Source organism: Sphingopyxis indica (assembly GCF_032879645.1).
Lineage (GTDB): Bacteria > Pseudomonadota > Alphaproteobacteria > Sphingomonadales > Sphingomonadaceae > Sphingopyxis > Sphingopyxis indica.
In genome coordinates, this window is record NZ_CP076394.1 from 3,675,955 (window position 1) to 3,689,464 (window position 13,510).

Sequence of the window (13,510 nt, forward strand, 5' to 3'; positions counted from 1 at the left end):
GGCCGACGAACCGCTTTCCCCGCGCGACGAAAGGAAAGTCTTACCAAAAGGTTCCGCAACTTACCGCACCGCCAAAGCGCTTCGTCGCGCGGGGCTGGCGCCCGCCGGCCGCCGTGGCAAACAGCCTCCAGCGCTTGAAGACAAGCCAATCGGGGGGTCGCTTTCATGCCCGTTCGCCGCTTTTTCGGTGCCTTTCTGGCATCCACGCTGATGCTCGCCGGGCTGATCGCCACCCCCGCCGCCGCGCGCGGCTATCTGCAATGCGTCCCCTTCGCGCGCAGCGAATCAGGCATCGACATCCACGGCAATGCCAAGACCTGGTGGGCGCAGGCGGCCGGCGACTATGCCCGCGGTCAGGAACCGCGCGCAGGCGCGGTGATGGCGTTTGCGAGCACCCCCGGCATGCCTTTCGGCCATGTCGCGGTGGTCGAAAAGATCGTCGGCGACCGCGAAATCCTGATCAGCCACGCCAATTGGTCGCCGATCCGCGGCCGCCGCGGCCAGATCGAGCGCGACGTCCGCGTCGTCGACGTCAGCGAGCGCGGCGACTGGAGCCTCGTGCGCGTCTGGTATGCGCCGATCGGCGACCTCGGCACCCGCGCCAACCCGGTCCAGGGCTTCATCTATCCCAATGCGGACGACTCCGGGCCGGCACTCGCCGAACCCGTCTGGGCCAGGAACGATTGGAAACCGGGCAACGGCCTCGAACTCGTCGCGGCTTCGCTCGACAACTGATCCGCTCGTCCCGGTGATGCCATAGTGAATTGAAGAGCCGTGTGCTCCCGCGGAGGCGGGAGCCCATGTCCTGTCGGCGCCATATTGAGCCGGTCGAAGATGGGTCCCCGCCTTCGCGGGGACACGCCGCTATTGCTTTGAGGCTGGATCGCACTCCGGCCAGGGAACCGACGGGATCAGGCCTCCTCGCCCTCACCCTCGCCGGCGCCATCCTCGAACCACGCCTCGACCGGGCCCGACAGCTTGATCGTCATCGGCTGGCCGAAACGGTCCTTCGACTTGCCAGCGGCAACGCGGATCCAGCCTTCGGAAATCGAATATTCCTCGACGTCGGTGCGCTCCTGCCCCTTGAAGCGGATGCCGATGCCGCGCTGCAGCACCTCCATGTCGAAATGGGGCGAGCGCGGGTTGGTCGACAGGCGGTCGGGGGGCGTATCGGTCATCGTCAAATTCTCCACATCGGTGCCGCGCCGCTAGGCGAGCCGCGACGGCAAATCAAGGGGCGCGGCGGGGAACTCCGCGCCGCTCCGATCATTTGGACTCGCATGGGGGCAGCGTAATCGAGGTGAAGCATGGCCGCGCGCGCCTATTGGAAGGGACAGATCCGCCTCGCCCTGGTGTCGATCCCGGTCGAAATCTATCCCGCGACCAGATCGGGCGCGAGCGTCAGCTTTCGCCAGATCCACGAACCGAGCGGCAAGCCGGTCAAATATGAGAAAATCGTCCCCGGCATCGGTCCGATCGACAAGGACGACATCGTCAAGGGCTATGAGCTGTCAAAGGGCAATTATGTCCTGCTCGACGAGGAGGAGATCGAGGCGGTCAAGCTCGAGAGCAAGCGCACGCTCGAACTCGTCCAGTTCGTCGAGGCGAGCGACATCGACATCCTCTATTATGAAAAGCCCTATTATGTCGTCCCCGCCGACGAGCTCGCCGAAGAGGCCTATATCGTGCTACGCGAGGCGCTCCGCCGCACGAAAAAGGTCGGGCTCGGCCAGCTCGCGCTGCGCGGGCAGGAACAGCTCGTCGGTCTGCGCCCGTGCGGCAGGGGCCTCGTCCTCGAAATGCTGCGCTATGCCGACGAGGTGAACAAGGCGGCGAGCTATTTCCGCGACATCCCCGCCTCGAAACCCGACGCCGACCTCCTCGACCTCGCCGAAACGCTGATCGACAGGAAGACCGGCAAGTTCGACGCGAGCGATTTTCACAACCATTATGTCGACGCGATCAAGCGCGTGATCGCCAAAAAGGCGAAGGCAAAGGGCAAGCGCGTGCTCGAGGATGTCGAGGAGCCCGCCGACATTCGCGAGGGCTCGAACGTCATCGACCTGATGGCCGCGCTCAAGGCGTCGGTCGACGGCAAGAAAAAGACCGCGACCGCGTCGAAGAAGGCGCCGGCGAAAAAGGCGCCGGCCAAAAAGCGGGCATAGCCTCGTGAGAGCCGGATCGCCTTTCGCTGCCGTGTGCCCCTGCGAAGGCAGGGGCCCATCATCCGGCCTCGCGCCATTTGCCTATGGTTCGGCTCGTATCGCCCGCATCGGTGATGGGCCCCTGCCTTCGCAGGGGCACGGAAAAGCGGGCGCGCGATGACCCGTGCCGATCCCCTCGCCCAATATAACAAAAAGCGCGATTTCAAGCTGACCCCCGAACCCGCGGGCAAGGTCGCGAAAGGCTCCGGCAACCGCTTCATCGTCCAGAAGCACGACGCGACGCGCCTCCATTACGATTTCCGGCTCGAGGCGGGTGGCGTGCTCAAAAGCTGGGCGGTCACCAAGGGGCCGAGCGCGAACCCCGACGACAAGCGGCTCGCGGTGCGCACCGAAGATCATCCGATGGCCTATGCCGATTTCGAGGGGGTGATCCCCAGGGGCGAATATGGCGGCGGCACGGTGATGCTGTGGGACCGCGGCACCTGGGCACCGGTCGAAGGCAAGAGCGCGAAGGACATCGAGCGCGGCCACCTCCATTTCACCCTCGACGGCGAGCGGATGAAGGGCGAATGGCTGCTCGTCCGCATGAAGCCGCGCCCGCGCGAAAAGCGCGAGAACTGGCTGCTCCGCAAGATCGACGATGCCTATGCGGGCGGCAGCGACGACCTGACCGGCCGCTACCTCACCAGCGTCCTCACCGACCGCCCGATGGCGGAGATCGCGGGCGACGAGGGCGGCGAGCAATCGCTGAAGGGCGCGAAGGGCAAGCTCTTCGCGAAGAAGATGGCCGCCGCCGCGGCGCATAACCGCAAGGTCGCCAAAACCGCCAGGCCCGACGCCAAACCGCCCGAATTCCGCAAGCTCCAGCTCGCGACGCTCGTCGACAGCGTGCCGGCGGGCAACAACTGGTTCCACGAGATCAAGTTCGACGGTTATCGCGCGCTCGTCGCCGCGGCGGGGGAGCGGGTCGTCGTCTATACGCGCAGCGGGCTCGACTGGACCGGCAAGTTCGCGCCGCTCGCGCGCCACATCGCCGCGCTCGACCTGCCGCCCTGCCTGATCGACGGCGAGATCGTCGCCTATGGCAAGGACGGCAACCCCGACTTCTCGGCGCTTCAGGCGGTCCTGAAGCGCGGGCACGGCGCGCAGGACGAAGCGACCGATCTTCGCTTCTTCGCCTTCGACCTGCTCGAAGAGGGCGGCAAGCCGCTCACCGCGCTCGGCAATCTCGAACGCAAGGAACGATTGGAAGCGCTGCTCCGCGACGCGGCGCCGCCGGTCGCGGTCGCCGATCACGTCATCGGCGCCGGCGAAAAACTCTACGAGGCGATGTGCGGCGCGGGGCAGGAAGGGATCATCGCCAAGCGCGCCGATGCGCCCTATGCGGGCCGCCGCTCGAAGAATTGGGTGAAGATCAAATGCACCCGCCGCCAGGAATTCGTCATCGTCGGCTGGAAGGAGAGTTCGGCGAAGGCGCGCCCCTTTGCCTCGCTGCTCCTCGCGCAGCGCGAAAAGGACGAGCTCGTCTACAAGGGCAATGTCGGAACCGGCTTCGACGCCGATACGATGGCGACGCTCGCGGCGAAACTCGCGCGCCGCGCGCGCAAGACCGCGCCGGTCGAAGTCGACAGGGCGGCGGCGCGCAAGGTCCATTGGGTAAAGCCCGATCTTGTCGCCGAGATCGCCTTCGCCGAATATACCGCCGGCGGCGCGGTCCGCCACGCGAGCTTCGTCGGCCTGCGCGCCGACAAGGAGGCGAAGGACGTGACACCCGAAACCAGGGCGAAAGCCCCCGCCGCCACGAGCGACGTCCGGATCAGCAGCCGCGACCGTATCATCTTCCCCGAGGCAAAGGCGACCAAGGGCGATCTCGCCGACTATTATGCCGCGGTGGCGCCGGTCATGCTCCCGCACCTCGCGCGCCGCCCGGTCAGCCTCGTCCGCTGCCCGCAGGGGCGCGCAAAGCAATGTTTTTTCCAGAAGCATGATTCGGGCAGCTTCGGCCCCCACGTCCACCACGTCCCGATCGAAGAGAAGGACGGCGCGGTCGAGGATTATCTCTATGTCGAGGATGCGGACGGCATCCTCGCCTGCGTCCAGATGGGGACGATCGAATTTCACGGCTGGGGCAGCCACGCCGACGCCGTCGAACGGCCCGACCGCATGGTCTTCGACCTCGACCCCGACGAAGGGCTCGATTTCGCCGATGTGAAGAAGGCCGCCGCCGACCTGAAGCGCCAGCTCGCCGACATCGGCCTCGTCAGCTTCGCGATGCTCTCGGGCGGCAAGGGGGTGCATGTCGTCGTGCCGCTGAGCCCCGGCCACAGCTGGGACGCGCACAAGGATTTTGCCAAACGCTTCGCGGAAGCGCTCGCGCTGTCGGAACCCGGCCGCTTCACCGCGACGATGAGCAAGGCGAAGCGCAAGGGCAGGATCTTCATCGACTATCTTCGCAACCAGCGCGGCAGCACCGCGGTGATGCCCTATTCGGCGCGCGCGCGCGAAGGCGCGCCGGTCGCGGCGCCGATCGGCTGGGACGCGCTCGCCGAGGTGGACAGCCCGCGCCGCTGGAGCATCGGGGACGCCGAAGACCTGCTGGAGCGCGCCGCGAGCGCCGAACTCAAGGGCTGGGGCTTTGCCCGCCAGGCGCTGCCGGATTTCTGAGCGCCGCCGCGCGCGCGCGCGTTTCCGACGGCAGTTCGCCGAACAGCGACCGATAGAGCCCCGCGAACCGCCCGAGCTCGCTCACCCCCCAGCGATTGGCGATCATCGTGATCGTGCATCGCGCCTCGGCTTCGCTCGCCAGATCCTGGCGGATGCGGTTGAGGCGCCATTTGCGGACAAAGGTCTGCGGCGTCTCGCCGAAGAGCTCCAGAAACGCGCGATGCAGGGTCGCCTCAGAGGTAAAGGCGGCGCGCGCGATCGTGCGGTTCGACAGCGGCGCCGCCAGATTGGCCTCGATATAGTCGAGCGCGCGCGCCACGATCCGGCCATAGCCGACCGGCATACGCGCGCCCGGAACCGCCCGCGGCTCGCGCGCGAGAGCGCCGATCACCGTTTCGAGCGTGAAGCGACCGAGCACCGGCGAGCCCGGCACGCCGGGGTCCCGGCGATGCACCCGCTCGAAACCGCTGCGCAGCATCGCCAGCGGCCCGTCGGCGGCGCGGTGGGAGCTGACGCCCGATCCGCCGAGCTGCCGCGCGTCGAGCACCAGCCCCATCTCCGCCGAAAATTCCTCGAGCTGATCGGCCGAGAGCCGCGCGGTGACGTAGAGGCTTCCCGGCATGAACAGCCCGCGATGCTCGTCGCCGGGGTGGACGACACAGATGTTGCCGGTGCGCACCTCGCTCAGCCATTGGCGCGATCCGGGGTTCAGTCGAAGACCCAGCCCGATCGTGATCAGGCTTTCGGACAGGGGTCCCAGCAAAGCCAGCGGGCCGCCGACGCTGCCGCTCGCATAGCTCACCCCGTCGCTCACCGCGAGCGCCAGGCCGTCGACCGGCTCCCCGCGCGCAAAATGGATCGAGTCGAGGTCTGCGCCGAGCACCGCCTCGCGCGTGCTATCGACCGCATGGGCCGGCACCAGGGTCCAGTCGCCGCCGACGCTCGACGAAGAAATCATGGTATCGCTCCCACAGGCGGCCATCCGGCGCTTTCGAAGCACTCGCTGGTCCGCTGCTTCGTCCGGTCCGTTGTCCGGGCGTCACCCTAAAGGGAAATCCCGCACCCGGCATCAGGAATAACCCCGAAAAACGCCGCCGCCATCGGGGCCGGCCCACCCCGATTCCTCGTCATTATCACGGAATCGACGAATTGCGCCCCGCCTTTCAACATTTTGACAGAATCTGCATAGCCCGCGCCGCTTAGGTATCCATACTTAGGGGCAACCCCCCGACTCCGGCGACAGGCGACCGCCAGGCCGCGCTGGCGAACAGAACGGCGCGGGGAAACCGGGTCGCCATTCGCATCGCAGGGGAGCAGCGTGATGGAGTCAGCGATAACATCTCCGCCGGATCGGCCCACGTCCGATTCGCCCCTCCCCACCGATGCCTTTCTCCACGAGGCCCTCCTGCTCGCCGAACAGGAAGAGCGGCGGCGCATCGCTTGCGAACTCCACGACGACATGGCGCAGCAACTCGTCGCGATCCAGTTCAGCCTGCTCGCGCTCGGCCAGGTCGAGCGCCCGCACGAGGCCGAGGCGCTCTGCCGCTCGATCGCCGAATCGGTCGCGTCGATCCGCGTCCAGATGCAGACGCTCGACCAGGTCGTCCCGCCCGAGCTGCTCGGCGCCGGGCTGCGCACCGCGCTGGCGATCTTCGCCGAGGGCTTCGAACGGCGCACCGGGCTCAGCACTCGCTTCCGCGCACCGCACGGCCCGCTCGAGCTAGCCCCCGCCGCCGAAGTCGCGCTCTACCGCGTCGCGCAGGAAGCGCTCGCCAATGTCGCGCGCCACGCCCGCGCGCGCCGCGTCGACGTCGATCTCGTCGTGCAGGCGGACCGGCTGATCCTTACGATCAACGACGACGGCATCGGCATCTGCCCCGTTCTCGCCGCGGGCAAGACGGTGCGCAATCGCGGCGTCGGCCTCGCCAGCATGCGCGAACGCGTCGCGCAGCTCGGCGGCACCTTCGCGATCGCGCGCACGAGCCGCGGCACGATGGTCAGCGCCGAGCTTCCCCGCGCGGCCTGACCGCCGCCGCCTCGCGGCGTGTCCCGCGCCGCCGCGGCGGCCGCTTCTTCACCGCCGCCACCCCGTCGCCGCCCTCCGGCCGCGCCGCCACGGGAAGCACCGGCACCGCCTCGCCGCGCGCCTCGGCGGCCTCGATCCATTCGCGATACCCCTCGGGCATGTCGGCCCCCGCCTGCACCCAGTCGGCCTCCCCGCCGAAGCGCGCCGGCGGCTCGAGGTCCGCGAGCCCTTCGTTCATCTCGAGCGCACCCCAATAGGGCGAGTCCCTTTCGCCCAGCCGCACCAGCCCCGTCGCCTCGTCGTCGGCCTCGGCCGCGACCCGCTCGGCCCCGCCCGCCGCGACCGCCCCCTCGATCGCGCGCCGCCGCGCCGCGAGCGCGTGCAGCGCCGCGTCGATCTCGGCCATTGCCTGCGCGTCGAGTTCGACCCCCGCAAACCCCTCGACCGCCCCCGCCGCCGCGTCCTGCGCCGCCGCCGCATCGCGCCCCGCGCGCTCGCCGTGGATCACCGTGCGCACCGTCGTCGTCGAAGCCTCGGCCACGGCGCCCGCCGCGGCCTCGCCGGCTCCCGCTCGTCCCGAGGAGCCGCGAAGCGGCGTCTCGAAGGACCCCGCGCTCGCCCGCGTCGAAAAATAGTTGACCGTCGTGCGCCGCCCGCCGCCGTCCTGCCCATAGTGGCGCAGACAGAACATCAGCAGCGCATCATTATATTTGCGCCGAAAGCCCATCAGCTTGCCGCCGACGAACACCGGCACCTGATAGCCCTCGATCGCGCGCTCGAAGGCGATGTCCTTCAGCCGCGCGACCCCGAAATCGAGCGCCGCCTCCCACGCCCGCCGAAAGCTCTCCGCACCCGGCGCGCGCCGCAGCGTATAGCAATTGCGCTGCGCCATATTGACCATCGCCGCCGCCCGGCTGACCGACCCGGTGTCGGCGAGCGCGGCAATAAACGCCCGCTGCCGCTCGGGCGTCCACCCGTCATGCCGCAACTTGCGCGGCACCGGCGTGAAGTCGGGAAGCGCCGGCCGCGCCTCCGCCGCAATAGGTGTCCGGTTCTGCATGGCTGTCCCTCCCGTTTCCCAAGACCAAACCCGTCAGGCTATGGCTGATTGGAGGAATGTAGGAAAGGATTTTGTTTATGATTTGTTCTTTGCGCTTCTGCGAGAGATTGATAAGGTCGGCTCGGCTTGCGGCCCAATCGTGAGACGATCGAAATGCTGGAAATTGATATCCTTCGATGCTCGGCATATTTCTTGCGGCTACTGTTTGCCCTCGTCGATGAGCAGGGAAATCCGTCTCCCAGCGGCTCGTTCCCCGGCTTGGAAACTCCGACAAGCGGCACCTTGCGTTCCCCATCGACATCCGCCGGGACTATGATGTGACATTCGGCGAAAGCCAAATATTCCAGACATCTGCAGCACTAGAGCGTCGAGCGCGAAATCTGAATCATAAGGGGATTCCCTTGGGCTTGGATTTGTGATTCACCCTGATTGGAGGTGGATCATGGGCAAGAGCAGTTCGGTTGATCTTCGGGTTCGGATTGTTGGTGAGATTGAGCGCGGTCGCTCGTGCCGTTCAGCGGCGCGTCGATTTGGGGTGAGCGCGGCGACGGCGGTTCGTCTGGCGCAGCGCAAGGCGCAGACGGGTTCTGTGGCGCCTGCGCGTCAAGGCCGTCCCAAGGGCAGCGGTGTGCTTGACCGGCACGCCGATGCGCTGATCGGCTGGGTCGAGGCCGATGGCGACATCACGATGCCCGAACTGGCAGGGCGGCTTTTGGCCGAGCGGGGGGTGAAGGCGCATCCCGCTTCGCTGTCCCGGCTGCTGATCCAGCGCGGTTTTACCGTCAAAAAAAACGCTGCTGGCGAGCGAAGCCGATCGCGCTGACATTGCCCGCGCCCGGCGGGTATGGCGCGCGCATCGCCAGCCATGGATGAAGAAGCGCCCGGAACGGCTGGTGTTCATCGACGAGACCGGGACGACGACCAAGATGACCCGGCTGCGTGGTCGGGCGCGGCGTGGGCAGCGGCTGAGGATGACGGCGCCCTTCGGCCATTGGGGCACCCAGACCTTCATCGCCGCGCTGCGCCATGACGGGCTCACCGCGCCCTGGGTGATCGACGCCCCGATGAACCGGCGTCTCTTCGAGACCTATGTCGAAACCCAGCTCGCCCCGACGCTCAAGCCCGGCGACATCGTCATCCTCGACAACCTCTCCAGTCACAAGAGCGAGAAGGCAAAGGCCATCCTCAAGGCTCGCGGCGCATGGTTCCTGTTCCTGCCGCCCTACAGCCCCGACCTGAACCCCATCGAAATGGCCTTCGCCAAGCTCAAGGCCCACCTGCGAAAAGCCAAAGCGCGAACCATCGACGCCCTCTGGCAAGCCGTCGGTTCCATCTGCGAACTCTACTCTCCAGACGAATGCCGGAATTACCTCAAAGAGGCTGGATACGTTGCAGATTAAATGCACGACGCTCTAATCCTTTCAACCAGCCGTTCGGTTGAGCCGCGCCTATGGATGGCAGTCGGCAGGTCAGCTTCATCCACAATTGAGATTGAAATGAACTCATGCCAGCAATGATCAGCATCGGTCGGCGCATTCCCGCTCCAACGAAATAACTGATCACAGAGCGGAGGCAATCCGATCTGCTCCGCGACAAAATAGATGCCCTCGTCGAGCTTGGAGAGCGCAGCTTTCCAACGCTCGTCGCTCACGACGCCCTCAAGGGCGACCTTTCCATATGCTTTGTGATTGTCGGCGTCGCGATAAAGATACTCGAACACCGTCCACTTCATCGAGCCAACCATCTATCCAGTGCCAGAAAGGAACGCGCGACAGACTCAGCCTCTTTGTGGCTTCGTGTCTTTGTGCGAGATTATCTTAGTGTCGCACAAAGACACGAAGCCACAAAGAAAGGAACAGCTCACCCGGCCGGCACAATCGAATTTTCTACAGCAATGGTAGCAGAAAAAGCGGCAGAATGACGGGCGACCCAATCCGCTCTGGATGCAATTATTTCCTCACGATCATCGCAGAGCCGCACGATAATTGATCGGTTGGAAAGCAAGGAAATCACCCAGCGGCGGCCGCAATTCGAAACCGCTCGGCCGCGTCGAAAAATCGTGGAGGCGCATCAAGCGAAATGCTTCCGGCCGTTCTTCGCTGAACAGCCGCTCATTCTCGCTCATATAGAAGGGCGTCTTTGCCGGCCCATTGGTCGTCTTGACCTCGATCAGCCGCGATGCGCCCTCGGGCGTGAACGAAGCAATGTCATAGCCTGCACCATCGCCCCGCTCCTGCGAGGTCCATTCGACCTTTCGCGCAAGGTCTTCGCGCCCCGCCGCGATGAGCAGTTCGCGCTCATGGTGGAAAACACGTTCTTCTCCACTCCGCCCCAACTGCCGATTGCGCGCATCGCGTGCGGCTGGGTCGAATTTGCGCACCAGCCGGTCGAGCGCATCGGTGGTCTTCCTATCGTCAGGAGACACCGAAGGCGGAGGACCGATCCACAAAGAGGATCGGTCGCTGACGGCGACCGCACCGGTCGTCGTTTCCGGTACGTTCGGTACCAATGAATCGAAGGACAATTGCCGTTCGATCGCGGCGATCAGACTGTTCTGAAAATTGGCGAGCGGCGCATAGCCTTTGATGCGTGGCAGCCCGAGGCGTTCGAGCACCGCGCTGATATTCATATGCTTATATTCGATCGACTTCTTCGAACGTCCGATCGTTTCGGTGAGCGTTTGATTGTGATGCGCTTTGACAAAGGGCTGACCGCTCAATTCCTTCGCCAGCATGGCAAAATAATCGGCGACGACCATGACGTTCTCAGCGTCCGACCACGCCTTGCCTTCCTGCCCCTCGTTCATATCGCCATCATACTGAAATTAGGACGGCGGCAAAGGTTCATCGTCACCCAACCTCCCGCCATTCCCCCACCGTCAAATCCCCGATCTCCCACGCCCCGATCCGCCACCGCACCAGCCGCAGGGTCGGAAACCCCACCGCGGCGGTCATGCGGCGGACCTGGCGGTTGCGGCCTTCGGTGATGGTGAGTTCGATCCAGCTATCTGCCACGCTCTTGCGGTATCGCACCGGCGGGTCGCGATCCCACAGGGCAGGCGGGTCGATGCGGCGGGCCTGCGCGGGGCGGGTGCGGCCGTCTTTCAGCTCGACGCCGGCGCGCAGCGCGGCGAGCGCCGCGGCGCCCGGCTCGCCCTCGACCTGCACCAGATAGGTTTTGGGCATCTTGTGCTTCGGCGACGCGATGCGCGCTTGCTGCGCGCCGTCGTCGGTCAGGATCAGCAGGCCTTCGCTGTCGCGGTCGAGCCGCCCGGCGGGATAGACGCCCGGGACGTCGATATAGTCCGACAGCGTCGCGCGCGCGGTCTCGCTGCCGCGGTCGGTGAATTGCGACAGCACGCCGTAGGGCTTGTTGAAGAGGATCAGGCGGGCCACGGGTCAGGCTTCCACAGGGTGAAGGCGCGCCAACCGATGCGGAGGACAGACGTGCATCGGACCGGAGCGGCGGACGACTCCCCGCCGCTGACGCGAAGCCTTAATGCGCCACGCGCCGGCGAGGTTCAAGCGCCGCCGTTTCTCCCTGATCGTGTATCCCCGCGAAGGCGGGGATCCATCTCCTGCCGGTGCCATTTTGCACCATCCGGTGATGGGCCCCCGCCTTCGCGGGGGCACACGGCATCTTTCAGGGCGAAGTTACGCCGCCTCTTTCTTCCGCGACGCCTTCTTGCGCTCGTGCGGGTCGAGGATCGCCTTGCGCAGCCGGATGTTCGCCGGGGTCACCTCGACCATCTCGTCGTCGTCGATATAGGCGATCGCCTGTTCGAGCGTCATGCGGCGCGGCGGGGTCAGGCGGATCGCGTCGTCCTTGCCCGTCGAGCGGAAGTTGGTGAGCTGCTTCGACTTCATCGGGTTGACCTCGAGGTCCTCGGGCTTCGCATTCTCGCCGATGATCATCCCTTCATACAGCGCCTCGCCGGGTGAGACGAAGAGGATGCCGCGCTCTTCCAAGGGGCCGAGCGCATAGGCGACCGCCTCGCCCGCGCCGTTCGAGATGAGGACGCCATTCTTGCGGCCCTCGATCGCGCCCTTGTAGGGGCCATATTTCTCGAACAACCGGTTCATGATCCCGGTGCCGCGCGTGTCGGACAGGAATTCGCCATGGTAGCCGATCAGGCCGCGGCTCGGCCCGCTGAAGGTGATGCGCGTCTTGCCGCCGCCCGACGGGCGCATGTCGGTGAGTTCGGCCTTGCGGATCTGCATCTTCTCGACGACCGTGCCCGAATGTTCGTCGTCGACGTCGATGACGACGGTTTCATAGGGTTCGGTGCGTGCGCCCGTCTCGTCGGTCTGGAACAGCACGCGCGGGCGGCTGATCCCGAGTTCGAAGCCCTCGCGGCGCATCGTTTCGATCAGCACGCCGAGCTGCAACTCGCCGCGGCCCGCGACCTCGAAGCTGTCCTTGTCAGCGCTTTCGGTGATGCGGATCGCGACATTGGTTTCGGCCTCGCGGAGCAGGCGGTCGCGGATCATGCGGCTCGTCACCTTGCTGCCCTCGCGCCCCGCCATCGGGCTGTCGTTGACCGCGAAGCGCATCGACAGCGTCGGCGGGTCGATCGGCTGCGCGGCGATCGGTTCGCTGACGCTCGTGTCGGCGATGGTGTTCGCGACGGTCGCATTGGTCAGGCCCGCGATCGCGACGATGTCGCCCGCGCGGGCTTCCTCGACGGGAACGCGGTCGAGCCCGCGAAAGGCGAGCAGCTTGGACGCGCGGCCGGTCTCGATGACCCTGCCGTCCATGTCGATCGCGTGGATCGGCTGGTTGACCTTGACCGTCCCCGACTGGACGCGGCCCGTCAGCACGCGGCCGATGAAATTGTCGCGGTCTAGCAGCGTCGCGAGGAAGGTGAAGGGGCCGCTCTCGTCGAGGCCGGGGGTCGGGACATGATTCACGATCGTCTCGAACAGCGGCGTCAGGTCGCCTTCGCGCGCCTCCGGATCGGGCGAGGCGAAGCCCGCGCGGCCCGAGGCGTAGAGTATGGGAAAATCGAGCTGTTCGTCGCTCGCGTCGAGGGTGAGGAACAGCTCGAACACCTCGTCGAGCACTTCGGCGGGGCGTGCGTCGCTACGGTCGATCTTGTTGACGACGACGATCGGCTTCAGGCCGAGCGCGAGCGCCTTGCCGGTGACGAACTTGGTCTGCGGCATCGGGCCTTCGGCGGCGTCGACGAGCAGGATGACGCCATCGACCATCGACAGGATGCGCTCGACCTCGGCGCCGAAGTCGGCGTGGCCCGGCGTGTCGACGATGTTGATCCGCGTCGCCAGGTCGCCCTCGCCCCACTCGACGCTGGTGCATTTCGCGAGGATGGTGATCCCGCGCTCTTTTTCCAAGTCATTGGAATCCATAGCTCTTTCCTCGACGCGCTGGTTGTCGCGGAAGGTGCCCGACTGGCGGAAGAGCTGGTCGACGAGGGTGGTCTTGCCATGATCGACGTGCGCGATGATGGCGATATTGCGCAGAGACATGCGGGTTTCGGCCTTTTGGGAGCACAGCGGCGCAACAGGCGCCGCAATCGGCCGCGCCCCTAACAGAAGCGCCGCTGCGCCGCAACAAAATTGCCGGTGGGCCCGCTTG

12 protein-coding genes are annotated in these 13,510 nt (G+C 66.1%); 5 read left to right on the forward strand and 7 right to left on the reverse strand.

All coding sequences use genetic code 11. From position 1 onward, the window contains the following. The first annotated feature begins 165 nt into the window (after positions 1 to 165). Complete coding sequence (locus tag KNJ79_RS17315; RefSeq protein WP_089215352.1) at positions 166 to 735, forward strand: CHAP domain-containing protein; 570 nt, start codon at positions 166 to 168, stop codon at positions 733 to 735. 176 nt (positions 736 to 911) lie between these two features. On the opposite strand, the gene KNJ79_RS17320 is transcribed toward KNJ79_RS17315, so the two are convergent. Continuing rightward, positions 912 to 1,178: a DUF3297 family protein gene (locus KNJ79_RS17320; RefSeq protein WP_089215529.1), complete on the reverse strand. Its 267-nt coding sequence runs from the start codon at positions 1,176 to 1,178 to the stop codon at positions 912 to 914. 129 nt (positions 1,179 to 1,307) lie between these two features. On the opposite strand from KNJ79_RS17320, the gene ku reads away from it, so the two are divergent. Together ku and ligD are read left to right on the forward strand one after the other, a co-directional pair. Further along, a complete protein-coding gene (gene ku, locus KNJ79_RS17325) occupies positions 1,308 to 2,165 on the forward strand; it encodes a non-homologous end joining protein Ku (RefSeq protein ID WP_317152014.1) in 858 nt (285 codons plus the stop codon). A 156-nt stretch (positions 2,166 to 2,321) separates the two neighbouring features. After that, positions 2,322 to 4,829 carry a DNA ligase D gene (gene ligD / locus KNJ79_RS17330; RefSeq protein ID WP_317152015.1) on the forward strand — a complete coding sequence of 836 codons (2,508 nt, stop codon included), beginning with the start codon at positions 2,322 to 2,324 and terminating at the stop codon, positions 4,827 to 4,829. Here the strand turns inward: ligD and KNJ79_RS17335 are convergent. Next, a complete protein-coding gene (locus tag KNJ79_RS17335) occupies positions 4,786 to 5,787 on the reverse strand; it encodes a helix-turn-helix transcriptional regulator (RefSeq protein WP_317152016.1) in 1,002 nt (333 codons plus the stop codon). The genes ligD and KNJ79_RS17335 overlap by 44 nt on opposite strands. A gap of 363 nt (positions 5,788 to 6,150) precedes the next feature. On the opposite strand from KNJ79_RS17335, the gene KNJ79_RS17340 reads away from it, so the two are divergent. Next, a complete protein-coding gene (locus tag KNJ79_RS17340) occupies positions 6,151 to 6,855 on the forward strand; it encodes a sensor histidine kinase (RefSeq protein ID WP_317152017.1) in 705 nt (234 codons plus the stop codon). Here the strand turns inward: KNJ79_RS17340 and KNJ79_RS17345 are convergent. Continuing rightward, positions 6,827 to 7,915 carry a hypothetical protein gene (locus KNJ79_RS17345; protein ID WP_317152018.1) on the reverse strand — a complete coding sequence of 363 codons (1,089 nt, stop codon included), beginning with the start codon at positions 7,913 to 7,915 and terminating at the stop codon, positions 6,827 to 6,829. The genes KNJ79_RS17340 and KNJ79_RS17345 overlap by 29 nt on opposite strands. 442 nt (positions 7,916 to 8,357) lie before the next feature. On the opposite strand from KNJ79_RS17345, the gene KNJ79_RS17350 reads away from it, so the two are divergent. Beyond that, positions 8,358 to 9,315, forward strand: a protein-coding gene (locus KNJ79_RS17350) for an IS630 family transposase (RefSeq protein WP_394357132.1) whose coding sequence is annotated in 2 segments (ribosomal slippage) — positions 8,358 to 8,689 and positions 8,688 to 9,315 — 960 coding nt in all. Because the reading frame shifts where the segments join, the coding sequence is not laid out codon by codon here. Here KNJ79_RS17350 and KNJ79_RS17355 read toward each other — a convergent pair. From KNJ79_RS17355 to typA, 4 genes are all read right to left on the reverse strand, one after another. Beyond that, positions 9,312 to 9,659 (reverse strand): hypothetical protein, encoded by a 348-nt coding sequence (locus tag KNJ79_RS17355; protein WP_317152020.1) that lies wholly within the window; start codon positions 9,657 to 9,659, stop codon positions 9,312 to 9,314. The two genes, KNJ79_RS17350 and KNJ79_RS17355, sit on opposite strands and share 4 nt — an antisense overlap. 219 nt (positions 9,660 to 9,878) lie before the next feature. Then, positions 9,879 to 10,721: a DUF3883 domain-containing protein gene (locus KNJ79_RS17360; protein WP_317152021.1), complete on the reverse strand. Its 843-nt coding sequence runs from the start codon at positions 10,719 to 10,721 to the stop codon at positions 9,879 to 9,881. Between the two features lie 43 nt (positions 10,722 to 10,764). Next, positions 10,765 to 11,310: a pseudouridine synthase gene (locus KNJ79_RS17365; protein WP_317152022.1), complete on the reverse strand. Its 546-nt coding sequence runs from the start codon at positions 11,308 to 11,310 to the stop codon at positions 10,765 to 10,767. Positions 11,311 to 11,568: 258 nt separating this feature from the next. Continuing rightward, positions 11,569 to 13,401 carry a translational GTPase TypA gene (gene typA, locus KNJ79_RS17370; protein ID WP_317152023.1) on the reverse strand — a complete coding sequence of 611 codons (1,833 nt, stop codon included), beginning with the start codon at positions 13,399 to 13,401 and terminating at the stop codon, positions 11,569 to 11,571. Positions 13,402 to 13,510 lie beyond the last annotated feature (109 nt).